The organism is Rhizobium skierniewicense Ch11 (assembly GCF_023757665.1).
In the GTDB taxonomy this organism is placed as follows: Bacteria; Pseudomonadota; Alphaproteobacteria; order Rhizobiales; family Rhizobiaceae; genus Agrobacterium; species Agrobacterium skierniewicense.
This window is the reverse complement of the sequence record NZ_RXPG01000021.1, coordinates 271227-296124: the sequence shown is the minus strand read 5'-3', so window position 1 is coordinate 296124 and position 24898 is coordinate 271227. Positions and strand designations below refer to the sequence as shown.

At 56.2% G+C, this 24898-nt stretch carries 24 protein-coding genes; 8 read left to right on the top strand and 16 right to left on the bottom strand.

Annotated elements, in window-relative coordinates; genetic code table 11:
- Positions 1-9 precede the first annotated feature (9 nt).
- Together EKM04_RS15615 and EKM04_RS15610 are read right to left on the bottom strand one after the other, a co-directional pair.
- Positions 10-2400 carry a putative bifunctional diguanylate cyclase/phosphodiesterase gene (locus EKM04_RS15615; protein ID WP_183895264.1) on the bottom strand — a complete coding sequence of 797 codons (2391 nt, stop codon included), beginning with the start codon at positions 2398-2400 and terminating at the stop codon, positions 10-12.
- Between the two features lie 308 nt (positions 2401-2708).
- Complete coding sequence (locus tag EKM04_RS15610) at positions 2709-3338, bottom strand: 50S ribosomal protein L25/general stress protein Ctc (RefSeq protein WP_174153630.1); 630 nt, start codon at positions 3336-3338, stop codon at positions 2709-2711.
- A 310-nt stretch (positions 3339-3648) separates the two neighbouring features.
- Between EKM04_RS15610 and EKM04_RS15605 the strand changes: the two genes are divergently transcribed.
- The 3 genes from EKM04_RS15605 to exaC all read left to right on the top strand — a co-directional run bounded on the left by EKM04_RS15605 (position 3649) and on the right by exaC (position 8432).
- Complete coding sequence (locus EKM04_RS15605) at positions 3649-5721, top strand: bifunctional diguanylate cyclase/phosphodiesterase (RefSeq protein WP_183895266.1); 2073 nt, start codon at positions 3649-3651, stop codon at positions 5719-5721.
- An 84-nt stretch (positions 5722-5805) separates the two neighbouring features.
- Complete coding sequence (locus EKM04_RS15600) at positions 5806-6765, top strand: helix-turn-helix domain-containing protein (protein ID WP_183895268.1); 960 nt, start codon at positions 5806-5808, stop codon at positions 6763-6765.
- Between the two features lie 149 nt (positions 6766-6914).
- A complete protein-coding gene (gene exaC, locus EKM04_RS15595) occupies positions 6915-8432 on the top strand; it encodes an acetaldehyde dehydrogenase ExaC (RefSeq protein ID WP_183895270.1) in 1518 nt (505 codons plus the stop codon).
- 121 nt (positions 8433-8553) lie between these two features.
- Here the strand turns inward: exaC and EKM04_RS15590 are convergent, their stop codons facing one another.
- The 6 genes from EKM04_RS15590 to lgt all read right to left on the bottom strand — a co-directional run bounded on the left by EKM04_RS15590 (position 8554) and on the right by lgt (position 14540).
- Positions 8554-9486, bottom strand: coding sequence for a ribose-phosphate pyrophosphokinase (locus EKM04_RS15590; protein ID WP_174153626.1), 933 nt, complete (start codon positions 9484-9486; stop codon positions 8554-8556).
- A gap of 242 nt (positions 9487-9728) precedes the next feature.
- The gene (locus EKM04_RS15585) at positions 9729-10433 is read right to left on the bottom strand and encodes a hypothetical protein (RefSeq protein WP_183895272.1); all 705 of its coding nucleotides are present in this window, start codon (positions 10431-10433) and stop codon (positions 9729-9731) included.
- An 84-nt stretch (positions 10434-10517) separates the two neighbouring features.
- Positions 10518-11669, bottom strand: a complete 1152-nt coding sequence (locus EKM04_RS15580) for a M24 family metallopeptidase (protein ID WP_183895274.1) — start codon at positions 11667-11669, stop codon at positions 10518-10520.
- A gap of 2 nt (positions 11670-11671) precedes the next feature.
- On the bottom strand, positions 11672-12466 hold the full coding sequence (gene pgeF / locus EKM04_RS15575) for a peptidoglycan editing factor PgeF (RefSeq protein ID WP_183895276.1): 795 nt from the start codon (positions 12464-12466) through the stop codon (positions 11672-11674).
- A 148-nt stretch (positions 12467-12614) separates the two neighbouring features.
- Entirely contained in the window at positions 12615-13715 is a 1101-nt protein-coding gene (locus EKM04_RS15570) for a class I SAM-dependent methyltransferase (protein ID WP_183895278.1), read from the bottom strand.
- A gap of 15 nt (positions 13716-13730) precedes the next feature.
- Entirely contained in the window at positions 13731-14540 is an 810-nt protein-coding gene (lgt, locus tag EKM04_RS15565) for a prolipoprotein diacylglyceryl transferase (protein WP_183895674.1), read from the bottom strand.
- A 307-nt stretch (positions 14541-14847) separates the two neighbouring features.
- Between lgt and EKM04_RS15560 the strand changes: the two genes are divergently transcribed.
- From EKM04_RS15560 to EKM04_RS15545, 4 genes are all read left to right on the top strand, one after another.
- Positions 14848-15111 carry an accessory factor UbiK family protein gene (locus EKM04_RS15560; protein WP_183895280.1) on the top strand — a complete coding sequence of 88 codons (264 nt, stop codon included), beginning with the start codon at positions 14848-14850 and terminating at the stop codon, positions 15109-15111.
- A 450-nt stretch (positions 15112-15561) separates the two neighbouring features.
- Entirely contained in the window at positions 15562-16062 is a 501-nt protein-coding gene (locus EKM04_RS15555; protein WP_174153620.1) for a type III secretion system chaperone family protein, read from the top strand.
- A gap of 4 nt (positions 16063-16066) precedes the next feature.
- A complete protein-coding gene (gene proC, locus EKM04_RS15550; protein ID WP_183895282.1) occupies positions 16067-16885 on the top strand; it encodes a pyrroline-5-carboxylate reductase in 819 nt (272 codons plus the stop codon).
- Positions 16882-17223: a tRNA-binding protein gene (locus EKM04_RS15545; RefSeq protein WP_174153618.1), complete on the top strand. Its 342-nt coding sequence runs from the start codon at positions 16882-16884 to the stop codon at positions 17221-17223. The genes proC and EKM04_RS15545 overlap by 4 nt, the downstream gene beginning before the upstream one ends.
- 20 nt (positions 17224-17243) lie before the next feature.
- On the opposite strand, the gene EKM04_RS15540 is transcribed toward EKM04_RS15545, so the two are convergent.
- The 4 genes from EKM04_RS15540 to EKM04_RS15525 form a co-directional block, all read right to left on the bottom strand.
- Positions 17244-18623, bottom strand: a complete 1380-nt coding sequence (locus EKM04_RS15540) for an ATP-binding protein (protein WP_174153617.1) — start codon at positions 18621-18623, stop codon at positions 17244-17246.
- 33 nt (positions 18624-18656) lie between these two features.
- Positions 18657-19370, bottom strand: coding sequence for a response regulator (locus EKM04_RS15535; RefSeq protein ID WP_174153616.1), 714 nt, complete (start codon positions 19368-19370; stop codon positions 18657-18659).
- Positions 19371-19372: 2 nt separating this feature from the next.
- Positions 19373-19885: a MarR family winged helix-turn-helix transcriptional regulator gene (locus EKM04_RS15530; protein ID WP_183895676.1), complete on the bottom strand. Its 513-nt coding sequence runs from the start codon at positions 19883-19885 to the stop codon at positions 19373-19375.
- A 289-nt stretch (positions 19886-20174) separates the two neighbouring features.
- Entirely contained in the window at positions 20175-20774 is a 600-nt protein-coding gene (locus tag EKM04_RS15525; protein WP_183895284.1) for a DUF1236 domain-containing protein, read from the bottom strand.
- A 196-nt stretch (positions 20775-20970) separates the two neighbouring features.
- Between EKM04_RS15525 and EKM04_RS15520 the strand changes: the two genes are divergently transcribed.
- A complete protein-coding gene (locus tag EKM04_RS15520; protein ID WP_183895286.1) occupies positions 20971-21663 on the top strand; it encodes an MBL fold metallo-hydrolase in 693 nt (230 codons plus the stop codon).
- 121 nt (positions 21664-21784) lie between these two features.
- Here EKM04_RS15520 and EKM04_RS15515 read toward each other — a convergent pair whose 3' ends face one another.
- From EKM04_RS15515 to EKM04_RS15500, 4 genes are all read right to left on the bottom strand, one after another.
- Positions 21785-22000, bottom strand: coding sequence for a cold-shock protein (locus EKM04_RS15515; RefSeq protein ID WP_042617292.1), 216 nt, complete (start codon positions 21998-22000; stop codon positions 21785-21787).
- A 435-nt stretch (positions 22001-22435) separates the two neighbouring features.
- Positions 22436-23338 carry a DMT family transporter gene (locus EKM04_RS15510; protein WP_183895288.1) on the bottom strand — a complete coding sequence of 301 codons (903 nt, stop codon included), beginning with the start codon at positions 23336-23338 and terminating at the stop codon, positions 22436-22438.
- A gap of 121 nt (positions 23339-23459) precedes the next feature.
- Positions 23460-23768 (bottom strand): hypothetical protein, encoded by a 309-nt coding sequence (locus EKM04_RS15505; RefSeq protein WP_183895290.1) that lies wholly within the window; start codon positions 23766-23768, stop codon positions 23460-23462.
- A gap of 171 nt (positions 23769-23939) precedes the next feature.
- Entirely contained in the window at positions 23940-24839 is a 900-nt protein-coding gene (locus EKM04_RS15500; protein WP_183895292.1) for an EAL domain-containing protein, read from the bottom strand.
- Between the last annotated feature and the right edge of the window lie 59 nt (positions 24840-24898).

The window sequence follows — 24898 nt, the reverse complement described above, 5'->3', positions numbered from 1 at the left end:
TCGATGAGTTTACGTCCCGACCTTCGCATTCCGATCTGTATTGTGTTTCTCATAGGCAGCAACATAAACGCTGATGGCCTGCGGCTTTGCAAAGAGATAACCTTGGCCGCAATCCACGCCAATGTCCTTGAGCATGGCTTCCTGCTCTTTTGTTTCGATACCCTCGGCGATCACCACGCAGTTCATTTTGTGGGAGATAGCGCTGATGCCTTCGACCAGCATACGGCTCCTCTGGCTGATTTCACTTGTACCATCATGGATTGAACGCGTGAAGGATTGGTCGATCTTGACGATGTCGACGGGGAAGCGGCTGAGGTAGCTGAGCGACGAATAGCCAGTGCCGAAATCGTCCAGCGCGATACGGCATCCCAATTGCCTGATGGCGTTGAGGACGGCGTGAATTTGGGGGTCGTTGTGCATAAGCACGGCCTCGGTAATCTCGACCACCATCCTGCTGGGTACGATATCATGGCGGTACAACAGGCCGGCGATGCGCGTGGGAAGGCCTGGTTCGAACTGCAAGGCGGAAAAATTCACCGCGACGTAGGCGTCTTCCAGTCCGGGAAGCCGCGAAAGCTTGGCCAGATTGCGAATGGAATGCTCCAGAATGACATTGCCGATGCGGCCGATGGTGCCGTTTTCTTCCGCAGCGCTGATGATGGCTGCCGGCGACAAAATTCCCTTTTGCGGATGGTTGAGGCGCATCAACGCTTCGAAACCAAGTGTGGCGCCATTGGACAGTTTCTGGATCGGCTGGAAATGTGCCTCCAGCCAGTTTTCCTCCAGCGCCTGCTCGATATCCTGTTCGATTTCGGCACGTTCGCGAGCTCTGTTCATCATTGCAGAATCGAACATCTGCGCGCCATTCTTGCCTGCGCGTTTCTTGCTGTACATGGCCATGTCGGAGTTCTGAAGCAACTCGGACGCGGTTTTCGCATGCGTTGGATACAAGGCAAGGCCGATGCTGGCGCTGAGGCGTACATTGTTACCTGCGGCATCGAAGGGCGTGTCGAACATGGCGCAAATCTCGTCGCAGATTTTTGTCGCTCGTGTTTCCGTCATCGGGCCCGTCAGAAGAATAGCGAACTCGTCGCCGCCCAGGCGCGATGCGCTGTCCAGCGGGGTGAGCAAGGGCGACAACCGTTCCACAAACTCCCTGAGAACGGCATCTCCAGCTGCGTGGCCGAGATTGTCGTTGATGACCTTGAAGCGGTCGAGATCAATAAAGAGGCAGGCCAGTTCCATACCGTTCTGATCGGCCTCTAAAATCTTGGTGTCGAGTATTGCTTCAAAACCCTGACGGTTGAAAAGCCCTGTCAGGTGGTCGGAGATGGCTTGCAACCGATTGCGCTGTTCGGAGCGGCGCAGTTCCGTCACGTCGGTCATGACGCTCAAACCCTCGGAGCGATGGTGACCATCGTTGAGGCGCAACTCCTTTTCCGCAATGAGGACATCCATGAGACGACCATCGCCGCATTGAAAGCGCACCGTAAATTCGGCGGTGCCCGACATGCCGTCCGTCGTTGCATCATTGTGTTTGCGCAGAACGAAGCGCGCCCGATCCTCCGGCATGATCAGATCGACAAAATCACGGCCTAAAACGTCCTCGCGCTTGTGTCCGGTCGCTTCGACCCAGTAATCGCTGACGGCTGCAATCCGGTCAGCCGGATCAAGCGAAAACAGCATGGCCGGTGTGCGATTGTAAATCTCGCTGGTGCGCCGATGGGCGTTCTTGATTTCCTGTTCTTCTCGCTCCAGCTCAATCTGCATCTCGTTGAAGCTTTTCGCCAGCCGTCCCATCTCATCGGTCGAGCGCCAGTCGACGTGGTGGCGCGAACCTAGCCTGCGCGTCGCTTCTATCGCAGCTGTCAGTCGTAGAAGCGGCTTCATGACCATCAGCCGGTTGCCGATGATCGCGGCGGCGAAAATGGCAAGGATGGCGAGGATGAAGATGGAGATAGCGGCCAGCTCGATGTTGCTCAATGTGGTCAGAATGCCGACATTCTGAAAAAAGATGGTGATGGTCCCGACTTTCGTTTCGCCATCCAGGTTCTTGTAAGTGATGTCGCGGCTGATGGATGACGTGTCGGTGGACATGTGAGAGCCGGTTGTCTGCGTGATATCCAGTTGGCCGAAGGTATCACGCACCTTGACCATATAGACGGCTGGGTCCGTCACGAGCGTCCCGGTTATCTGGTTGATGCTTTCGTCGTCCATATCCCACAATGGGCGGCCCAACGCCTGGGTGTTGGCGGACAGAAGAATTTCAAGGCGGTCACTTTGATTGGTAACCATTTCGTGGTGAGAAAGCATCAGCAGGAGTGTGAAAAGCGGGGCGACCAGCACGAAAAGTGCGCCGGAAACGATCGCGATAAAGCGACTTTCTACGGAATGCGTCATATGCTGTGCTACCGTCCTTTACCCTTGCAAAGACTTGCTGCGTTGGTTTCCCAGGCTCAGCGAAAAAAGGTCCCATCTCTAAATACATACGAGCTTCAAATCTAGCAGAGCCGACAGATGCTCCCAACGTGCGAATACTGAAGTCCTAAACCTAAAGTTTTGACTTATCGTTTCCGGGCATGATTAATCGTTGCTAAAAAAACAGCTGCATTTTGTTGTTCTTGTTGGGGGAGCAACGCCCATAAAAAATGCCCCGCATCTTGCGATGCGAGGCATGTAAAGGTGCACTGACACGTGCTTCGTCCGAATTACTCGGACTTGTCTTCTTCCACAGGTGTTTCGACTGTTTCTTCGACTTCGTCCACAATCGCGACAACTGGTGGCACGATGGTAGCGACGGTGAAGTCGCGGTCTGTAATCGTTGGAACGACGTTCTTCGGCAGCTTGATCTGCGAAATATGAACGCTGTCGCCGATCTTGAGGCCTTCCAGATCGACGGTGATCGAGTCTGGGATGTCGCTTGCCTGAACGTTGGCTTCGATGGTGTGACGAACGATGTTCAGAACGCCACCGGTCTTGATCTCGGACTTGTCTTCGTTAATGAAGTGAACCGGGATTTCAACCGTAACCTGCGATTTGTTCGATACGCGCAGAAAGTCCACGTGCACCATGAAATCGCGGACCGGGTCGCGCTGGTAATCCTTTGGCAGGACCTTGTACTTCTTGCCATCAACGTCGAGCGTTGCAACGGTGGTCATGAAACCGCCGGCCTGAACGCGCTTGGTGACTTCATTGGTCGAGATCGCGATAGAAATTGGGGCTTGCTTGTCACCATAGATGACAGCAGGAATCAAACCGTTGCGACGTAGTTCACGAGAGGACCCCTTACCAACTCGTTCGCGCGCTTCGGCCTTGAGCTCATAAGATTCTTTGCTCATGGCATAATCCTTTTAGGTTGTCTGGAGAGTTCGTTCTGGCGTGCCGGATCGAACTGGAGATGGCTTTTGAAAAGCGCTCTCGCCCGCGTTGCCTCCAAGGGTGTCTACACGGATGCGGGCGCTATAGTATAAAGAGGCGTTAAAGGCAAGTGGGATCGCACCCTGCGCAAAGGCTCCTGGACGTTACATGAGGATTTTGCCCAAGGCGTCGCCGAGCGCGAATTTTAATCAACGCTTAGTCACGTCGGTAAACGTGCTAAAAACCTGGACCATGTACATTCGCGCGCAGTTCAACTGATGCGTGACACCGATGTACCAAATTCTGAGCTGCCTTGCCGTGGACCATGACATTCGTTTTACAATGACCGCTGTCACCATCTGTGTGCTGGGTTCGCTGTTGACGATACGCCTTTTCATGCGGGCGCGACAATCGGCTGCGATCCAGCGTGTCAACTGGTTGTTTTTGACCGGCACGATCGGTGGAGCCACGATCTGGACGACGCATTTCGTTGCCATGCTGGGTTTTCAAACCTCTGGCACCGTGGGGTTTTTACCGGGATTGACAGGCTTGTCGCTGATGATCGCCATCGCAACGACGATGGGCGGTTTTGCTGTGGCGACCTATGGCGGGAAAACCGCCTTAGTGGAAGCGGGCGGACTGATCGTCGGACTTGGAATCGCCTGCATGCATTATACCGGCATGGCTGCCTATATGGTGCAGGGTGCGGTTGTCTGGGACCAGGTCTACGTTATGTGGTCAATGGTTCTGGGTGCTTTTTTTGGGATGCTGGCCACCAGCAGGATCGTCCGGCCGGTGAGTTGGCTTTGCAAATATGGCGGCATGACATCTTTGGTTCTGGCGATCGGCTCCACCCACTTCACGGGGATGGCTGCAATTTCCATCGTTTTCGACCCTTCAGCGACCATACCCTTTACGGTTGTGCCGTCGAGTGTCATGGCCGCCGGTGCCGTAATGATCACATTCGTCCTCATGGCCGTCGCTTTTTCAACCTATGTCATCGATTCCGAAAGCAGCTTGCAGGCCGTTGCGCGATATCGTCATCTGTCCCTGCATGATGCGCTGACAGGCATTCCCAACCGTGCCGCCTTTAACGAACATTTGCACGGTCTTTTGACGCGTAGCGCCGACCCAACGGCGCGCATTGCGCTTCTGTCGTTTGACCTCAATCGCTTCAAGGAAATCAACGACGTTCACGGACATAGTGCCGGAGATGCGGTGCTGCGTGCCTTGGCGGATCGAATGACGAGTGTTTTGCTGCCAGGCGAATTCGTCGCCCGTGTGGGCGGTGACGAATTTGTCGCGGTTCTGCATCGGTATTATTCCAAGTCCACGGTGCTCGAGTTTGCCAAGCGGCTGCTGGGCGAGATGGTCAAGCCAGTCGAATGGGGGGAGACGGTCTTATCGGTGGGTGCCAGCATTGGCATTGCTGTTGGCGGTTCCGGCATTAACAATGCCGACGCCCTTATCTCGCAAGCCGATGTCGCCATGTATCGCGCCAAAAGCGACGTAAGCGGGACCATCTACTTCTATGACAAATCCATGGATGATGCATCTCGTGCGCGCAACGCGCTTGCGATCAGCATGCGTTCGGGGCTCACCAGAGGCGAATTCGAGCTCTATTTTCAGCAGCAGAACGATACGACAACTGGAAAGGTCGTCGGCTTCGAGGCCTTGCTGCGATGGAACCACCCGCTGCGTGGATTGATCTCGCCGGCAGAGTTCATTCCGATTGCCGAGCAGACAGGCTTCATCATCGAAATGGGAGAATGGGTTCTTCGCGAAGCCTGCTTCCAGGCAGTGACCTGGAGGAACCCTCTCGACATCGCCATCAATGTTGCGCCTTCGCAGCTTTTGGATTCCGATTTTGTCCAGAAGGTAAAACGCAGCCTGCAGGACAGTGGTCTGGAGCCACGCAGACTGGAGTTGGAAATCACCGAAAGCGGTATCTTGGTCGATCATCGCCGCGCGCTGATGACGATCCGTAGTCTCAAGGATCTGGGCGTGCGCATTGCCATGGATGATTACGGTACGGGTTATTCGTCACTCTCGACGCTTCAGAGCTTTCCCTTTGATAAGATCAAGATCGACCGGGGCTTCGTGGAGGGACTGGCAACCAATCTTCAATCCCAAGCCATCGTTCGCTCGACCCTTATTCTCGCCAACAGTCTCAATATTCCAGTTCTGGCGGAAGGTGTGGAAACGATGGAACATATGGAATTTTTACGTCGCGAAGGATGCAAGCACGTGCAGGGCTTCTATTTCGGACGTCCCGGACCCGCGGCCACGATCGATGATATCGTGAACATCGAGCCCGAAGAAAACGTTGAGCTGGATCATGAAGCGTTGCCGCTGGCAAGCTGAGCGGCATATGCGCAAATAACGCTTTTTTTTATTGTAAGCGCGCGACATCAGGCGCACCATTCCGACAAATCTCGGGAGGAGACGATGTCCAACAGTACGGCCCATGCGGACCATGTGTACCACACCGCCAGCCAGCCCTCGGCTGCGGCAAGTTCCCCCATCATTGCGTCATGGCGCAGGTGCATGACCATGCATCACCTCGCACCCGAGACAAGCAGTGAGCCGGCTTTTCTCGCCGATGCCGATTTTCGCCTGGCGCGCGAAATTTCCGCGGGTTTGATTGCGGAAAGTGCTGACGAATTGGACCGAATTTTTCTGAGTGTCGGCAAAGCGGGATGCTGCCTGCTTTTGACGGATGCAGACGGTGTTGCGCTTGAGCGCCGGGGGGCGGCAACCGACGATCAAGATTTTCGACGATTGGGTCTTTGGTCGGGAGCCGTCTGGAGTGAGGCAAGTGTCGGCACCAACGGCATTGGCACGGCACTGGCCGACGAGCGTTGCGTGACCGTCTACCGCGACCAGCATTTCTTCTCGGCCAACATCAATCTTTGCTGCACGACGGCTCCTATTCGCGATCATCTGGGCCAGGTTACCGGCGCGCTGGATATTTCAACCTGCCGCGATGACGTTGATGATCTGACGTTTTCGATGCTCACGCAGGCGGTGCGTGATTCCGCACAGCGTATCGAGGGTAACCTGTTCCGACGGGCTTTCCCCGGTGCGCGTATCCTGTTGGTGCCATCCGGTCACTCTGCGGCGCTGTCGCTTTTGGCGGTTGATCAGGACGACATCATTTTGGGCGCGACCCGGGCTGCAAGGCAGGCTCTTCGGCTGGACGATGCCCATCTGGCCGCAGGCATTCCGGCTTCAGATGCGCTGCGGGAGGAGCGTTACGACAAGGGCGCGGAGCTTGCCGATGCCGAACGGGCGGCACTTCGCAGGGTCCTGTCCCGTGCCGATGGCAATATTACCAAGGCTGCATCTCTGCTGGGAATCAGCCGGGCAACGCTTTACCGCAAGATGAAGAAGCTTTCGGTTCACTAACCAACTGCATTCACAGATTGTGCTGTCGCAGATGTGAAACACTGTGCACTGCGGTATTCAAGTCGCGCCCTATCAATCGTCGAATTCTGCGCTCACCTTCCTGCCACGCGGTCCGACGAGGATCGCCCGTCATCAGGGAGGATGAAGTCATGAACATTCAAGTCCAGCAGAAAGCTGGTGAAGCACCGTTCAAACAGAAATACGGTAATTACATCGGCGGTGAGTGGGTGGAGCCGAAGTCCGGCCGCTATATGGATAACCTGTCGCCCATAACAGGCCAGAAGATGTGCGAAGTGCCCCGCTCGGATGCCAGCGATATCGAATTCGCTCTCGATGCTGCCCACAAGGCACGCGCCGCTTGGGGCAGGACAAGCGCAACCGAACGTTCCAACATGCTGCTGAAAATCGCCCAGCGTATAGAAGACAATCTTGATCTGATTGCCCGCGCCGAAACCTGGGACAACGGCAAGCCTTTGCGTGAAACGACCAATGCGGACATCCCGCTTGCGATCGATCATTTCCGCTATTTCGCTGGGTGCATTCGTGCACAGGAAGGCTCGATTGGCCAAATCGACAACGATACGGTGGCATACCATTTTCATGAGCCCCTGGGCGTCGTCGGCCAGATCATTCCATGGAATTTCCCGATCCTGATGGCGACATGGAAACTGGCGCCAGCGCTGGCTGCCGGTAACTGCGTGGTGCTGAAGCCTGCCGAGCAGACACCGGCCTCCATTCTTCTCGTAATGGAACTGATTGGAGATATCTTGCCGGCGGGCGTCGTCAATATCGTCAATGGTTTGGGCGTGGAAGCTGGCAAACCGTTGGCGCAAAGCAGCCGCATCGCCAAGATCGCCTTTACCGGGTCCACCTCGGTCGGCAAGGAGATCATGCGTTATGCGGCCGATAACGTGACGAACATTACGCTTGAACTTGGCGGCAAGTCGCCAAACATCTTCTTTGCGGATGTGATGAACGAGGATGACGCGTTTCTCGACAAGGCGCTTGAAGGCTTTGCGATGTTTGCGCTGAACCAGGGAGAGGTCTGCACGTGCCCATCCCGCGCGCTGGTGCATGAGTCGATCTATGATCGCTTCATGGAAAAGGCGATCAAACGCGTTGAGGCCATCAGCCAGGACGATCCACTGAACTCTGCAACCATGATCGGGGCTCAGGCCTCACAGGAGCAGTTCGACAAGATCATGAGTTACCTGGAAATCGGCAAAAAAGAAGGTGCGAAAGTGCTGACCGGCGGCGACAAGAAATCGCTTTCCGGCAATCTGAAGGATGGTTTCTACATCCAGCCGACGGTGTTTGAAGGCACCAACAAGATGCGGGTTTTCCAGGAGGAAATCTTCGGTCCGGTCGTGTCAGTCACCACTTTCAAGACGGTGGAAGAGGCGATCGAAATTGCCAATGATACCGTCTACGGCCTTGGTGCCGGTGTGTGGAGCCGTGACACAAACCTTGCCTATCGTGCAGGGCGGGGAATCGAAGCCGGTCGCGTCTGGACGAATTGCTACCATGCCTATCCTGCCGGTGCCGCGTTCGGTGGCTATAAGCAGTCGGGTATCGGGCGTGAAACGCACAAGATGATGCTCGACCATTATCAGCAGACGAAGAACCTGCTTGTGTCATACAGCCCGAACAAGCTCGGTTTCTTCTAAGCAGTGCGCAACTGCCGGACGTCCTTAAGGGGCTTTCGGTAATCCGGTGCAAAAAACACAACAAAAAAGCCAGAGCTTGCGTTCTGGCTTTTTTATTCTGCATCGGATTTAAATAGAATATTTAGTCGAAAAGGCCTGAAACTGACTGTTCCATCGCCGTGCGGTTGATGGCTTCGCCAAGGAGCGTGGCTGTCGTAATGACGCGGATATTGGGTGCAGACTGCACGGCAGTCGTTGGCTGAATGCTGTCCGTGATCACAAGTTCGCGCAGTTTGGACGACGCGACGCGGGCAACAGCGCCACCAGAAAGAACGCCGTGGGTAATATAGGCCGTGACGCTGGTCGCACCATTCTTGAGAAGCGCTTCAGCGGCATTGCAGAGTGTGCCGCCGGAATCGACGATGTCGTCCATCAGCAGGCAGTCTTTACCGGTCACGTCGCCGATCACGTTCATGACTTCGGATTCACCGGGTCGGTCGCGGCGTTTGTCGACGATGGCCAGCAGACAGTCGAGACGTTTTGCCAAAGAGCGGGCGCGAACCACCCCGCCTACGTCGGGTGAAACGACCATGACATTCTTGGTGTCGTAGTGTTCCTTTACGTCGCGCGCCAGAATGGGTGCGGCAAAAAGATTGTCGGTTGGAATATCGAAGAAGCCCTGGATCTGGCCCGCATGCAGGTCGAGCGTCAGAACGCGGTCAGCACCGGCTTCGGTGATCAGATTGGCGACGAGCTTGGCCGAAATGGGTGTGCGAGGACCAGCTTTGCGATCCTGGCGGGCGTAGCCGAAATAGGGAAGAACGGCTGTAATGCGCTTTGCTGAGGAACGACGCATCGCGTCGATCATGATCAGCAGTTCCATCAGGTGGTCGTTTGCCGGGAAAGATGTGGACTGCACGAGGAAAACATCCTCACCGCGCACGTTTTCGCTGATTTCAACGAATATTTCCTGGTCCGCAAACCGCTTTACAGTGGCATTTCCGAGAGGGACATTCAGATACTTGCAGATCGCTTCGGCCAGATGCCGGTTCGAATTGCCTGCGAAAACCTTCATTGTTGCCGCCTGTTTTGATGCCACCGCTTAAGATCAACAGAGACGGTTTCTCTGGGGTCTGCGCGTCGTTCAACTGTGAGGAATACCCGACCCGAAGGGTTCCGGACACGCCGTTTTGCCATGGGCGCCTTAATAGCGGGGTTGCCCGTGAATGCAAGAGGTCAGAGGGTGTTACCCCTAATTTTCATGAAAACTTTGTGACTTAACCTCGCTCCAGAGGTCTTCCCACCAGTTCAGGTTGTTTATCCGCGATTAGACTGTTTCCAGGACTGATAGTCATTCAGTGTTTTGGCGGCGATCTTTTGCATTGCCGCATCGGTTACCGCTGCCCAAGGGTCGCTGCCTCTGGCCGGCACCGTTTCCTGTCCCTGCAGTCGGTGAAGGCGCGCGCCGTTGGCATCCAGTATATCCCAGACATAGACGATGGTGATGTTCGATCCATCTGCAAAGGCTGATAAATAACCCTTCAGGATATTTTCAGCCGAGGTATCGGACGACGGGCGGATCGTCAGCCCCTTTGCGCGTGCTTCAGCACCGAGCTGTCGAGATAGCGGTGTTACGGCCTGGATCGGAGCTCCGATAATAGGCAGGAAGCGAATGGTGCCGGCCGACGAGCCAGAGGGCAGGGCGGTTGTCTGGGGTTGCGGTTGTGCCTGCGCGGGCTGTTTTGCAGCCACCGGCTCACCATATTGTGCGCCGCTGGACAATGCCTGTGCCTGTGCCTCGCGGTTGTTTTGCGGTGCGTAAGCTGGAACCTGCGAGGACACACCAGATGGAGACCGGTCTGCCGCCGCTGCCATCTGGTCAAGGTCGCCTTGGTTGACGGGTGTTGACTGCACGTTGCTTTGGCCGACATCCACTTGCGGGGTCAGTGCATCCGTCGTGTTGCAGGCAGATAGAACGAGCGCGAGGCTTGGAATTGCGATTACCAACCCTAGCCGCCGCATGCCAGATGTCCCCTCATGAAATGCTCCGTCGCTCCCTGATTGACGGCAATGTACGGTTCGATCTTGATGCGAGTCAAATCGAGATTAGGCCGTCAACAAATCCAGGCTGTGGCGGGAGAGTGATTCCGGTGCGGCTTCGGTGGTGAGGTAGGTTTGTCCCAGCGTCATGGCGACACCTGAATCGCTGTCCATGATGATCATGTGGACGAACAGTGTCATGTTGGGCAAAATTTCCTGCGTGTTGCCCGCATAGAACATCTGGTGCTCCATCCACGATGGCGAGAAACGGGCACCCAGCGAATAACCGCAGGCATTGAGTCGGTGTCGTGTCAGTCCGCGTTCGTCCATGATGCGGGCATGGACATCGAACACGTCTCCGAACGTATTGCCAGGGCGCAGGACCTCCTCGATGGCGTGGATGTTTTCAACGCAGGCGTTGTAGAGTTCCTTGTGGCGAAACTCCGGCTCGCCGATGAGAACCGTGCGCATCATGGCCGCATGGTAGTGCGCGCTGACGCCTGCCCATTCCAGCGTCAATTGGTCTTTTGCATCCAGTTTGCGGCGACCGGCCTTGTAGCGGCAAAGAAGGGCATCCGGGCCAGAGCCGATGATGAATTCATTGGCGGGATAGTCACCACCTCCGGCAAAGACGGCACCTTGCATGGCAGCGAGAATATCCGCCTCGTCTGCACCTGCCGCGACAATCTTAAGAGCTGCATCCAGTGCGTCATCCGCCAGTTCTCCAGCGCGTTTCGCATAGGCGACTTCGGCAAGGCTTTTGACGAGCCTGAGGCCGCTGACGACGGCCGATGCATCGATGACCTGAGCGAAGCTGGCAAGCTGGTTATCGAGAAGGCGCGCGACGCGCCCCGTCATCCCGTGAGTGTCGAATTCTATACCGACGCGGCAGCCGAGCAAATCCATGTCGCTTAGCAGGTTTTTGAGGTCGAGCGTCGGGTCGGCATTGAGGCGGTCCACCCAGATGACGATGTTTTCGATGTTCGACGTCTGACGTGCCTGGCGCAGATCAGCGGACCGGGTCAGAAGCGTCATCGTGCCATCAGCCTTGACGACCAATGTCTGAAAAAAGCAATAGCCGAAGGTGTCGTAGCCGGTCAGCCAATACATGCTTTCCTGCGCAAACAGCAGAATGGCATCGAGCTTTTCTTCAACCATCTTTTCGGTCAGGCGGGCGCGGCGTGCCTCAAATTCAGCAGCGTCGAAGTGCAAGGCCATAATCAGTTCTCCAGAATTGCGATTGCCGAAATCTGCCGTCCGTAATCCGGCTCGCCGCGGTGTGTCGTGCGGCGATAGGAATAGAAGCTGGCATCATCCGGATATGTACATATATCGAGATTTTCCGCCGTCACGCCTGCAGCGGTGAGCCGGTCTATCGTCAGTTGCTTGAGGTCAAAAAAAGCGTGGTCTGGATTGGGTGAGGGCGAGAAATAGGCGGAGTATGCTGGGTTCATCTCTTTGAGGCTTTCGACACGCTCGGGCCCTACCTCGTAATTCTCGCGGCTAATCGATGGACCAAGGCTGGCGACGATCCGGTCACGCTGGGCACCAAGGCCTATCATTGCATCAATGGTGTTTTCCAGAACGCCCGAGACGGCGCCTTTCCACCCCGCATGTGCTGCGCCGACGATGCGGGCGTTCGGGTCGGCAAACAGGATTGGTCCGCAATCGGCACTCAAGACGCCCAGCGCAATGCCGGGTGTTGCCGTGACCATGGCATCGGCCTCCGGGCGCTCACCCTCATAGGTGTGATCGACCACGACCACATCGGGCGAATGCATCTGGTGGACGGTTGCGAGTTTTTCGACGGGACGTCCGAACCATTGTGCAACACGTTTTCTGTTTTCCAACACGGATTGGCGCACGTCATGAGATCCCAGCCCGACATTCAGGCCACGATAAATGCCTTCAGAGACACCGCCATGACGGGTGAAAAAACCATGGCGGATCGACTTGCCCGCAGATCCGGCGAGCAGGGGGCTTTGAAGGGGACGCGGCAACGTTTCGTCCTGCATGACAGTATCAATCCTTGGCGATGTCGCTGATTTTGAGGCGAGTATCCGCGAGCGAGTGTTTCCGGTAAAGCGCACCTCTTGTGGGGTGCAGACGGCAGATTCGACTGCTTCGAATTATCCCGATGTTGGCCCAAGGCCGGTGACCCTGTCAATCCAGCGGGCGGAACGGCAGCAGATGAACAGGCGAGCCGGACACGGCAAGCACCTTGAAGAGTTCGCCCATCTTGCCTGCACCTTCGCCCGCCAGCCGGTTGACAGCCTCGGCGATATCCGTTGCCTGATCCGGTTCAGCCTTTGCGGCCAACGCTTCTGCGCGTTCGCGCAAGCCCAGGCCGTACAGGAAGTCTCCTTGCGGCAGGCAGCCATTCACGTGCGCGCCATACTGCTCGGTGGTTTTCATAAGGCTTTCGAAATCGACGTGGCTGGTCAGATCGGCTTCGCCGGGATTGGCCAGGACGGGATCGTACTCATGCATGCGCAGCGCCTGCAACGTATTGCCATAACCCGAAACGATGTAGCCGTAGTCGATGATCAATGCCACGCCACCCTGGCTTTTCAACCGCTGGGCAATGGCTGCCATCACAGCTTCACGGGCCGGCGAATATTCGAAAATCGTGCCAACCGGCTGACGTTCGGGTAGAGGCGGCAGAAGGCCGGGATCGATGCTGGCCAATCCGGCTGTGAAGATGAGTTCGTCGTCGGCATCCATCGCCACCACACGTTCGCGAAAGCCCTGCGGCGTTTTTACGAACTGACGGATGGGGATGGCGTCGAACAATTCGTTGGTGGCAATCAGCAAGAAGCCAGGCGGCACGTCATCGAAGCTCTCGTGCCAGGCAATCTTGTCTCCGTGAATGGCAAGTGTGTGTTGCTGCGTTTCCGTCAGTCGCGGACTGGTTTCCACCAGATGCACACTCATGCTTTCATACAGCGGTGGCGCGATACGCTGAATGACGCGCAACATATCGGCCATCATGGTGCCGCGTCCCGGACCAATCTCCACCAGTCGCACAGGGGCCAGCGTGCCGTGCCGCTGCCATGCGTGAACGATGAAGACGCCGAGCATTTCCCCGAATAGCTGACTTATCTCGGGCGCGGTTACGAAATCGCCCGTGTGGCCGAAGGGTTGACGTGTCTTGTAATAGCCGTGCTCCGGGTCGGCCAGACAAAGTGCGAAGAAATCGGTTACGCTCATCGGACCGTTGAGGCGGATGAGGGATTTGATGCGGCGTGCGAGCGGTGTCGGCATCGTGTTACCCGGCCCCTATGCTGGCGAGGCGCTGCGCGCCCGTAAAACTGCCCAGACGCCCAGAAGGAACATGGGTGTTGAAAGAACCATACCCATCGTCAGCCAGTTCCCGGCGAGATAGCCGATCTGCGCATCCGGCTCTCGGAAAAACTCCACGAAGATACGAGACAGCGCATAACCGCAAACGAAAACACCTGTAATCGTGCCGGGGCTCTTCAACGCCTTGAAGCCATAAATCAGGATGGCGAGGACAATGAGGAGAATAATGCCTTCCAGGCCCGCTTCGTAAAGTTGGCTTGGATGGCGGGGGAAGGGGCCGCCGGTGGGGAAGACAACTGCCCAGGGAACATCGGTCAGACGGCCCCACAACTCACCATTGATGAAGTTGGCGATCCGGCCGAAGAAAAGGCCGATTGGTGCGACCGCTGCGATGATGTCGAACATGCTCCAGACGGGAATACCATTGCGCCTTGCAAACAGCACCATGGCGACGGTCGTGCCGATCAGTCCGCCGTGGAAGGACATGCCACCGTTCCAGATTTGCAGGGCCCTGATCGGATTATCGATAATGGCGCCCATATCGTAAAACAGAATGTAGCCTATGCGTCCGCCCAGAACGATACCGGCGGCTGCCCAGACGATGAAATCATCAAGATGTACGGGCGTCACCGGCGACGTGTCGTGGGGCCATAAACGATCTGACAGGCTCAGCTGGCGTGCATAGTACCAGCCCAGCATGATGCCGATGACATAGGCAATCCCGTACCAGTGAATGGGAAGCGGCCCAATGTGGATGGCCACAGGATCGATATCGGGAAACGGCATGATCGAGAACTGGGCCAGGGGTGCAAACAATTCGTTTATTCCATTGTCATTGAGCTGAAGTCAAAGAACTCTAGAGTGGTCTGGTTAACAGCCGCATACCTCTTTCATACTTTTCCCGGGCGCGAAAATGGCGACTGAAACAGGTATGGTCAAGGCGATTCTTAGGCACAATCAAGGCCGCGTTTTAGGGCCTCTCCGCTGGACGCCAACCTTATTTCGCTTGCAAGGCGACAGGGGAGTGCCTACCTGAGATGCATGACCCGGAACAGTAACTGACCTTTCCAGAACCTGACGAGGATACAGAACCATGACGACGACCGGAACCAACCGCATTTTTGATGAATTTGCAAAGCTGATGACGGACGCAGCGGGCGCAGCTCAGGGTATGCGCAAAGAGGTCGAATCCGCTTTTCACGCGCAAGCCGAGCGTTGGCTGAACAGCCTGGATTTGGTCAAGCGCGAGGAGTTCGAAGCCGTGCGAGACATGGCCATTCAGGCTCGCGATGAAAACGACGCCTTGCGGGCACGGATAGAGGCGCTCGAAGCGAAGTCCTCCACGACCGCTTCCTGAGCAATTTAACCGACGCTGATTCTGATGCCGGGCCTTCCCAAAGGTCCGGCATTTCTCGTTTTTGTCTCGTTTCGAAGCAGTTTGGGCCGGAGTGGGGATTCGACAGGCGCAAGCAAGCGATTTCATTCACTTTTTTTAACGTCTGTGGAAACACCCAAAAAACACAATTGGCAGAGTCAGTTATGACTCACAACTGAGGTTTCGTAACAGGAGATATACACAGTTCTGATTGCAAAAGCGGTTCTGTGGGGGTGGCGCGGGGACTCGCTCGTTATACACTGATTTTCAATGATGATTCGAAACGAACTCCGTAAGCTTCAGACATGTTTACTGCGTAATTCTGACAGTGTCGGGCATCATCGATAAGTATTGTAACCCGGCATTTGCGTGTGCGTTTTTGTGCCTTTGCGTGCGAGACAAAACATTCATTTCCGGCTGAGAAGGTGCCGCATGAGCCTAGTGGAATTTGAAGTCGAGCGTCATACCAATCCGGTCGATATGATCGAGTTTGTTGCCGCGTCCAACGACTGGTCGTTTGAGCGCTCCGGCGAGGATGAGATTGCCATGACGGTCGAGGGCCGTTGGGCTGATTATCATGTGTCTTTCTCGTGGATGGAGCAATATGAGGCGCTGCATCTGGCCTGCGCGTTCGACATCAAGATTGCCGACCACCGCGTCAACGAAGTCATTCGTCTGCTCGCGCATGTTAACGGGCAAACGCTAATGGGACATTTCGACTTGTGGCGCCAGGAAGATGTCGTCATTTTCCGTCAATCACTGCTTTTGGCAGGCGGTGCAGAGCCGACGAACCAGCAGGTCGAGGTGCTTCTCTCCAGCGCGCTCGAAGCCTGCGAGCAATATTTCCAGGCGTTCCAGTTCGTTGTATGGTCGGGCATGGAAGCCAAGGCGGCGATGGAAGCTGCGCTTTTCGAAACCGTCGGGGAAGCGTGATCGCATGATATCGCTTGCATCCGGTCCGCTCGTTCTCATCGGCGCTGGCAACATGGGTGGCGCGCTTCTTTCTGGCTGGCTGAAGAAGGGCGTGACGGGTTCCTCGATTTTTGTCATCGATCCCGGCCCATCGGATGCAATGAAGAGCGTTATCGCCGAAGCCGGTGCGACGCATCTGACCGAAGCGCCTGAGGGTCTCAGCGCCGGGGTTCTGTTTCTCGCTATCAAACCGCAGTTGATGGATGTTGTTTTGCCATCCTTGCGGTCGCTTGTCGGCCCGCAAACCGTGGTCGTGTCGATCGCAGCCGGTACGACGCTTGCAGGCATTGAAGCCCATCTCGGCAAAAACGCGTCCATCCGCGCCATGCCGAATACGCCCGCCATGGTTGGCCGTGGCGTGACAGGGGCATATGCCAACACATCCGTCACCGAACCGCAGCGTGCTATTGTCGAGACATTGCTCAAAGTCAGCGGTCCTGTGGAGTGGGTCGAGACCGAAGGCGATATCGACGCGGTGACCGCGGTTTCTGGCAGTGGTCCGGCCTATGTTTTTTATCTCGTGGAGTGCATGGCAGAGGCAGGTCGCAAACTCGGCCTGCCGGCGGACCTCGCCATGCGTCTTGCACGGGAAACCGTCGCGGGGGCTGGCGAATTGCTTCACCAGTCCCCCGAAGAGGCTTCGCGCCTGCGCAAGAACGTGACATCGCCCGGTGGTACGACCGCTGCGGCCCTATCGGTTTTAATGGCAGATGACGGCATGCAACCCTTGTTTGACAAGGCGATTGCCGAGGCATGCAAGCGTGCTAAAGAGTTGGCACTATGAGCGGGGACATCAGCTACGCGGATTTCGAGAAGATCGATATCCGCGTCGGCACGATCATAGAAGCCGAGCCTTTTCCCGAAGCGCGCAAGCCTGCTTTCAAGCTCAAAATCGATTTCGGATCCGAGATCGGCGTCAAGAAATCATCTGCGCAGATTACCGTCCACTACACGCTGGACAACCTCGTCGGACGCCAGGTTCTGGGCGTCGTCAACTTTCCACCGCGACAGATCGGTCCCTTCCGTTCCGAAGTTCTGACACTCGGTTTTGCCGACAAGAACGGCGACATCGTTCTCGCCAGCGTCGAGCAGGCCGTTCCCAACGGCCAGAAGATGTGTTGAACCGCGTGCCGTTCTGACGGTTAGGCTGGAATTTTTACCATCACGCGCAAACCGCCCAACGGGCTATCGTCAAGCGTCACGTCGCCGCCATGGCTGCGCGCGATATCGCGGACGATGGAAAGTCCGAGCCCGGTGCCGGATGCGTTGAGGTTGCGGGCTTCGTCCAGTCGGTAAAATGGCTTGAACACGTCCTCCCGCGCCTCCGGGGGCACGCCCGGTCCATCATCATCGAAAATCAGCGTAATCGATTTGGGCGCCTTTCGAACCTCGATGTCCAGCGTGTTGGCGTAACGTGCCGCATTGGCTACCAGATTACCGATCAACCGGGAATAGGCACCAGGTCTGACGTGAAGTTCTTCAACCCCGCGCAAGTCGTAACGAAGGGTTTTTCCCTGCATCTGGAAGTCGGTGCTCATCTTGTCGAGCAGAGGCCTGAGCTCGAGTGTGCCGACACTTTCCTCCGTGTCATCGCGCGCAAAGGCAAGGTATGCCTCCAGCATGGACTGCATGTCGTCCACGTCTTTGTCGAGGCCTTCCAGATCGGGATTGTCGCTGGCCAGAGCGAGCTGAAGCTTAAAGCGGGTGAGGATCGTGCGAAGATCGTGGCTGACGCCGTTCAACATCGCGGTGCGCTGCTCCATCTGCCGCTCTATCCGCTCCCGCATCAGGATGAAGGCGAGGCCGGCACGGCGCACCTCATCTGCGCCTCTGGGTGAGTAGGCCGTGATTTTCTGACCTCGACCAAAGCTTTCAGCGGCTTTGGCCAGCGCCAGAATAGGCCTGATCTGCCCGCGCAGAAATAGAATGGATATTCCAAGCAGCACCAGTGACGCACCGCCCATCCAGACGAGGAAGATATGGGTGTTTGAAGCATATGCCTGGCTGCGACGTGTAAAGACGCGCAACGTCTTGTTGTCGAGCTGAATACGAATTTCGACGAGCGCCCCGTTCCCGAACGTATCCAGCCAGAATGGTCTGCCGATTTGCTCACGGATCTGATCGGCCAGGATGGTGTCGAGAATGGAGAAAAAAGGCTGAGGGCGGGGTTCGGGCAAGGCAGACTTGGGTTCGATATAAACGCTGAGATCCAGCCGTTCGCGTGCAATGCGGATAACACGCTGGTAATCGTCTTCCTCCGGGTCTGTCTGAATGAGTTCGATGATGGCAGCGATGTCTCGGGTCACAGCGGCAGACAGCCGTTCTGTCACAAGTTGCCAGTGACGCTCCATGAACACCGCAGCAACCACGACCTGAAGCAAGACCATGGGCAGGATGATGATGAGCAAGGAGCGGGTATAAAGGCCTGTGGGCAGCCAGTGACGAAGCCAGCGCGTGAAGAAGCGCCACGCACGGAAGGGTGCCGTGTTTCTCAAAGCAGTTATGAGCTTGAGGTTTGCCATTGTTCCGCCTGTGCGATTGTGGGAGGCGTCTGCTTAATCGACGCTGAGGCGGTAGCCAATACCGCGCACGGTCTGCAAGTAAACCGGGTTGGCAGGGTCTTCCTCTATCTTTCGACGAAGGCGGTTGATCTGCACGTCAATCGTGCGCTCCCCCACATCAGCGTCTGCATCCACCAGTTCGTGACGAGGAATGGTCTCGCCCGCACGCAAGGCAAACAGCATCATGATGTCCTGTTCGCGGTCCGTCAGGCGAATGATCTCAGCCCCGCGTCGCAACTCCTTGCGCGGTACGGAGAAATTGTAGGGTCCGAAGATGATCTGCTCCACCTTCGGGGCATCGGGAGATGCGTTGCGTCGAAGGATGTTGTTGATGCGAAGCACCAACTCACGGGGATCGAAAGGCTTGGCCAGATAATCATCCGCACCGGCCTCGAGGCCTGCGATACGGGAATCGGCTTCCGAGCGTGCGGTGAGCAGAATGACCGGCACGGACTTGTTTTCGTTGAGGGACCGGGTCAGCGACAGACCATTTTCGCCGGGCATCATGACATCGAGAATGAGAAGATCAAAACGGATGCCCTCCATTTTGCGGCGGGCTTCGGCTGCATCTGCAGCGGCTGTGATGCGATAGCCCTTTTCGCCGAGAAAGCGTTGGAGAAGGGCGCGGATGCGGGCGTCATCATCAACGATCAGAAGGTGAGGGGCGTCATCTTCGGCCAGTGGCTGCTTCGTCGTGCCATTTTGCATGATTACTCCTTTGCCTCCGTTGTCTGGTCGTTTGCAGCTTGCCTGTCCGTTAGGGGATCACGCATCCTTGCCAGGAATTCTCTCACGAATGCGCGTGCCTCCGGCTGCATTCCTTGCAGGGCACGATCAATACGCCGAGATTGCGGGTCGCTCAGAGCCAGCGCCAGTTCACGCCCCGTCAGTGTCGGGTAGAGCCTGCGCTGCCGACGATCTTCCGGGCCTGCCATCTGGCGAATATACCCGTCATCGATCAACTGCTTTAGGACACGGGCCAAGCTCTGCTTGGTGATCTGCAAGGTGTCCAGAAGGTCGGCGACGGTCATGCCCGGGTTGCGGCACACGAAATAGACGACGCGGTGATGGGCTCTGCCGTAGTCCAGTTTGGACAGGATGACATCCGGGTCGGACACGAAATCGCGATAGGCGAAAAAGAAAGCCTCGATCGTATCGAAGTCGATCTTGCTGTCATCGACATGCGGCAGAGCTGGGTTTTGTTTACCGGCAGTCTTTTTCATCGATTGGGCAGGCACTGTCGTTCCTTTTTACTGCAACCAAGCTTTCGCACCACGAGCGCTGAGACCCGTTCACCGGCCCTCACATCACACTTACGAGGCACTGGTAAGATCGAGACGGCGGACACTAGCCCAAAAACAATGTCGCAGGGAGGATGCTTGCAATCATTTTCTGTTGCGTTCGATAATATGCTGATGAAGCCATATCAACGCAATTGTGCATCCGAATTTTCATGAACGCAAAAAGAGCGCGGTGTGACCGCGCTCTTCCGGTTTGTGCTGGCGACGAAGATTATTCGTAAACGTAAACGATCCGGCGCGTGCTCGGCTCGACCAGAACGGCGCGATCGTTGACGCGAACATAACGATATTCGTAGTCCGGAATATTGGTCAGGCGCGCATCTGCCGGGACCATGCCACCAATGGCGACGTCACCGTCGATAGTGACGACTTCACCGGGGTGGGCGTCGATATAGGTCATGACCTGCTCTGGCGGATCAACTTCTCCGACGCGACCAAGGTTTGGATCACCTGGGTTTGGCTCAGCCTGAACGTCCGATGTTTTCTGATAGGTCACGACGGGGACGTTAACCTCCGAGCGACGCTCGCGCAGGATGACGGGTGCGCCCTCGTACATGACGTTCAGATAGTCGGCGTTGGCCCAACCGCGCACGCCGTTGACTTCGATCCGGCACCACTCGCTGCCGTCCATGCAGCCATCGAGCACAGCCTCACTGCCTCGTGTTGCAAGACCCACTTCAGGATAGTCTTCGCCTGGACCGGACCGTACGGAAACGTCTGATGCGGTGGTGGCGACCATGGCCGCATTCGCATATCCGGCCAGCAGCGCAAACGCACCACCGGCGATCATGACTTTAAACTTGTTGTTCATCTGTCTCACTCCTTTGAAGACTGGGGCATGAACGCACGAGTTACAGGTCTGTTCCCATTTCCGTGATTACTAAAGTTATGCTTTGGATGGCGCCATTCGCTCGTTTGCCAACGACCACAGACATGCGAGTTCGATTGTGCCGTGGCGTTTGTCCGTTTATAGAAAGCGCGTTGTTTTCGAAGAAAAGGATGAAATCATGGGTAAGTTACAGGCAGGCATTATTCCCGTAACGCCATTTCAGCAGAACTGCACGATCCTCTTCGACGAAGACACCAAGGAAGGCGTGATCGTCGATCCCGGCGGCGATGTGGATGTCATCATCCAGACGGTGACCGAAAACGGTGTGATGCTGAAAGAAATTTGGCTGACGCATGGTCATCTCGATCACGCCGGGGGTGCCAAGGACTTGAAGGAGAAGCTCTCGCTGCCGATCATAGGTCCGCACGAAGATGACAGACCGCTTCTCGAGCGTATCGAAGTCCAGGCGCAGACCTATGGAATTTCCGGCCTGCGGAACGTCCTTCCAGACAGGTGGCTGAATGATGGCGATGTCGTCTCATTCGGCGAGCACCATTTCGAGGTTCTGCATTGCCCCGGTCATGCGCCAGGCCATGTGATCTATTATAATCGCGAGCAGTCCTTCGCGCATGTGGGTGATGTCCTGTTCTCAGGGTCGATCGGCCGCACAGACCTTCCCGGTGGCAACCACGAGCAGCTTCTAGCCTCCATACGCGACAAGGTTCTGCCTCTGGGCGATGACGTTGGCTTTATCTGTGGCCATGGTCCAGGCGGGCGGATTGGCCAAGAGCGCAGGACCAACCCCTATTTGCAGGGAATTTACGCGGGTGAGAAAGGGGCTGGGCGGGAAGAGAAAACCAAGCCCGCATGAGCGGCTCTCAGGCTTAGCGCGTTTCCTTGTTAAATGGAAACGTGCTAGCTATCTGTAGGCTGCCGCATAAAAAAACCCGGCATTCCTGCCGGGCTTCAACGAGAAAAGAATGCCGTCAGGGTTAGCCGTCAATCTGCAGATTGACTGCCTTTGGTCCCTTGCCACGACGATCCGGTTCAGTGTCGAAGCTCACTTTCTGGTTTTCTGAGAGTGCGGACAGGCCGGAAGCCTGTACGGCAGAGATATGAACAAAAATATCGGCGCCACCATTGTCTGGCTTGATGAAGCCGAAGCCCTTGTCGGTATTGAAGAATTTAACGGTGCCAGTCTCGGCCATGCATCAGGTCCTTTTCGCTCCGCCCGTGTTCAGCTCCAGGCAGCATTACAGTTTTGCCCGTGAGGGCGTGCGACAGGCAGTTTTGTTGAGAAAATGGACCCTGCGTGGAAAGCTTTTTGACGTTCTGATCAACGTTATTTTTGTCCCCGCCGCTCGGAGTTTTATGTCCCCGAAGCAATTATTTTATAGGCCTTCCCATGCTCGCAACTTGCCCGAACCCCAACAGATTGCTGTGTTTATTTAAAATTGGCAAGCAAAAGTTTTCAGCGGCGAGGAAGCCTCACAGCGGCGGTTAAAACGGCTGACGACGGCGCTGGCAGAATTTTTCTCGTGCGTTCTATCTTGGGAAACGAAAATATTGCTGGTCGTCGGATTTGACGTTTATTTTCGCGTGAGGGCGGTGAATTTTATCTCAGGACGAATGGCGGAGACCGCTCAAGTTTCAGCGACAACACGGTTGTCCCGCCGCTTGAAAACTTCAGGCACCAGTTCGACCAGAAGTATAGCAACAAAAATGATGGCGCAGCCGATATATCCGATCGCCGGGATTGTTTCATTCAGAAAAATCGTAGCAAACAACGCGCCGAACAAGGCTTCCGACGACAGAAAAATGGCCGCCTGCGGTGCAGTCGTGTAGCGCTGCCCGATAACCTGAAGCACGAAGGCAAGGCCTGACGAGACAAGCCCGACATAGAGGATTTCTCGGATCGATGCCTCGACGGCCGCGTAGTTGATGGGTTCGATAAAGATCCCGATCACCATGCTAAGGATGGCGCAGACGGCAAACTGTGTGCATGAGAGGGCAAGCGGACGATTGCTCTGCATGACGAAGCGTCCGGCTAGCGTAATCTGGATGGCCCAGAAAACCGCGCAGATGATGCTCAGCGTGTCGCCTGTGGTCAGCCGGGTCATGCCGCCCCCCGAGAGCAGGAAGATTCCGCACAACATCATCAGCGCGCCCGGCCAAACGATCCAATGGGGATTGCGACGGTAGACGACCACGGCGATGACCGGGACGAAGATGACGTAGAGCGCGGTCAAAAAGCTGGAATTGGTGACGGTCGTGGTCAGCAAGCCGATCTGCTGGGTAATGGCGCCCAAAAATAGGGCGACGCCGACAAGCATGAATGTCTTTGTTTCAGCAAAGCTGGGCCGCGATTCCATCCGGCGGCTCTCCATCATCGCAAAGGGAAGAACGGCGAGAGCCGCGATGGCGAAGCGAAGTCCAACGAACCAGAAAGGCCCGATGCTGGCCATGGCGGTCGATTGCGCAACGAAGCCGCCACCCCAGATCGCTGCGGCGAGCAAGAGGACGAGGTTGGCTTGAATGCGTGTCATGGAACCACCAAAAGCAAAGATCACGCGGCTGCGTGTCTTCTTAAAACATCGATGTGCAGATTTTGGGTGGCTGTATCAGCTAAACGCGACAAGAACAAGAACGCGGGAATGCAGCGCCGTTTCAGTGGCGTCTGTGGCGCCCGGATGTTTCGCGGATGCTGTTTAGGGTCAGAACGATACCGCCAACGGCCATGGTGACGAAACCTGCCACCATCAGTCCGATCACGAAGATGCGGTCGGATGCCTTTGAAATCGGGGCGGATGCTATGGCCGACGTCTGGATATAGTCGATGTCTGCGGCATGCGCCGTGGTTGCCAATCCTGCGGCCATGGTGACAATGACCATGAGCGCCGCCAGTGCCATCCACAACGAAAAAAGGGTGCGCTGCGTTCTCAGCCGGGCCGCCAAATTCCGATCATTGAGAAACATTGTCCCGGTCCTTTGAGAGTGTGGCATGCCGAAATTGAAAGAGAGTGGCACAGTGCTGCGCGACATGCTTAAAAGACCTTTGGAAATGGACGCCAAGTGGACCGAAATCAGACAGTTCGGCGCATTTATTGAGGCGATATCAAGGCATCGGTTAACAGCGTGTTAACGTCCTCAAATTCCACGTTTTCCAAAGGTGCGGCCGGGTTTTGGTCCTGGTGGTTTGTATCCCGTACCGGTCAGGGGAACGCTGTGTGGCTGTGGGCGCGACGGCCCGAAAACCTCTGGAAAACGCTGATTGAAACTCGTTGGTGCAAGCTCGGGTCTTGCCAGAGCATAGCCTTGCATCAAAGCGACACCCAGATCGATGCAAAGCTCTATTTCCTGTTGGTCCTCCAAGGCTTCGAAGATCGGTTCGATATTGTCCATGGCGAATTGTTTGACGATGTGCCGCAGAAGGGCCGCGCCCGCGGAATTGCGCATGAACTGCCGTGCCCATGCAGCTTCGAACTTGACATAATCGGGCTTCATCAGCTTCACCCGCGCAATGTCGGAATCGCCTGCGCCGAAATCGGCTATCGCAACACGAAAGCCCATGGCACGCATATGGTCGGCAAAGTCCGAGACGAGCGTGGTATCGGCATTCTTCTCGGCAATCTCGCAGACAATACGGTCCGGGGTCATGCCCGCTTCATGCGCGGACAGGCGCATCCGCTCGACTTCCTGGCGCATCTTGCCCGGTGTGCGAAACAGGCCAGGATGGAAGTTGACGAAAATCCGTGCGCGTGAGCGCTCCAGCGCACCGGTGTTGAGAATATGGATGGTGCGCAGAATGCTGTCGATTGCCTCGATGTCGTCACCATGAACCTGGCGAAACAACTGTGCAGGCGGGATGAGTTCAGCGCCTTGATAGGGCCGCACCAGACCTTCGAAGGAATCGATGTCGAGCCGGCCACTGGAAAGGCGGCGGAAGATGGGCTGGAGCGCGGATTTCAGGGTGAATCCGCCATAGGTCGTGGACCAGGAGCCATCGGCTTCGTGCATAAGATTTGAAAAAATGCTTTTTTGGGCCACGGCGTTTACCCGGGAAAACACGTCTACGGCGCACCATAGCATACAAAGCGTTACGGGCT

Bases quoted from the DNA above. Each gene is read 5' to 3' on its own strand.
- EKM04_RS15615 (WP_183895264.1), bottom strand. From the start codon at position 2,400: ATGACGCATTCCGTAGAAAGTCGCTTTATCGCGATCGTTTCCGGCGCA.
- EKM04_RS15610 (WP_174153630.1), bottom strand. From the start codon at position 3,338: ATGAGCAAAGAATCTTATGAGCTCAAGGCCGAAGCGCGCGAACGAGTT.
- EKM04_RS15605 (WP_183895266.1), top strand. From the start codon at position 3,649: ATGTACCAAATTCTGAGCTGCCTTGCCGTGGACCATGACATTCGTTTT.
- EKM04_RS15600 (WP_183895268.1), top strand. From the start codon at position 5,806: ATGTCCAACAGTACGGCCCATGCGGACCATGTGTACCACACCGCCAGC.
- exaC (WP_183895270.1), top strand. From the start codon at position 6,915: ATGAACATTCAAGTCCAGCAGAAAGCTGGTGAAGCACCGTTCAAACAG.
- EKM04_RS15590 (WP_174153626.1), bottom strand. From the start codon at position 9,486: ATGAAGGTTTTCGCAGGCAATTCGAACCGGCATCTGGCCGAAGCGATC.
- EKM04_RS15585 (WP_183895272.1), bottom strand. From the start codon at position 10,433: ATGCGGCGGCTAGGGTTGGTAATCGCAATTCCAAGCCTCGCGCTCGTT.
- EKM04_RS15580 (WP_183895274.1), bottom strand. From the start codon at position 11,669: ATGGCCTTGCACTTCGACGCTGCTGAATTTGAGGCACGCCGCGCCCGC.
- pgeF (WP_183895276.1), bottom strand. From the start codon at position 12,466: ATGCAGGACGAAACGTTGCCGCGTCCCCTTCAAAGCCCCCTGCTCGCC.
- EKM04_RS15570 (WP_183895278.1), bottom strand. From the start codon at position 13,715: ATGCCGACACCGCTCGCACGCCGCATCAAATCCCTCATCCGCCTCAAC.
- lgt (WP_183895674.1), bottom strand. From the start codon at position 14,540: ATGCCGTTTCCCGATATCGATCCTGTGGCCATCCACATTGGGCCGCTT.
- EKM04_RS15560 (WP_183895280.1), top strand. From the start codon at position 14,848: ATGACGACGACCGGAACCAACCGCATTTTTGATGAATTTGCAAAGCTG.
- EKM04_RS15555 (WP_174153620.1), top strand. From the start codon at position 15,562: ATGAGCCTAGTGGAATTTGAAGTCGAGCGTCATACCAATCCGGTCGAT.
- proC (WP_183895282.1), top strand. From the start codon at position 16,067: ATGATATCGCTTGCATCCGGTCCGCTCGTTCTCATCGGCGCTGGCAAC.
- EKM04_RS15545 (WP_174153618.1), top strand. From the start codon at position 16,882: ATGAGCGGGGACATCAGCTACGCGGATTTCGAGAAGATCGATATCCGC.
- EKM04_RS15540 (WP_174153617.1), bottom strand. From the start codon at position 18,623: ATGGCAAACCTCAAGCTCATAACTGCTTTGAGAAACACGGCACCCTTC.
- EKM04_RS15535 (WP_174153616.1), bottom strand. From the start codon at position 19,370: ATGCAAAATGGCACGACGAAGCAGCCACTGGCCGAAGATGACGCCCCT.
- EKM04_RS15530 (WP_183895676.1), bottom strand. From the start codon at position 19,885: ATGAAAAAGACTGCCGGTAAACAAAACCCAGCTCTGCCGCATGTCGAT.
- EKM04_RS15525 (WP_183895284.1), bottom strand. From the start codon at position 20,774: ATGAACAACAAGTTTAAAGTCATGATCGCCGGTGGTGCGTTTGCGCTG.
- EKM04_RS15520 (WP_183895286.1), top strand. From the start codon at position 20,971: ATGGGTAAGTTACAGGCAGGCATTATTCCCGTAACGCCATTTCAGCAG.
- EKM04_RS15515 (WP_042617292.1), bottom strand. From the start codon at position 22,000: ATGGCCGAGACTGGCACCGTTAAATTCTTCAATACCGACAAGGGCTTC.
- EKM04_RS15510 (WP_183895288.1), bottom strand. From the start codon at position 23,338: ATGACACGCATTCAAGCCAACCTCGTCCTCTTGCTCGCCGCAGCGATC.
- EKM04_RS15505 (WP_183895290.1), bottom strand. From the start codon at position 23,768: ATGTTTCTCAATGATCGGAATTTGGCGGCCCGGCTGAGAACGCAGCGC.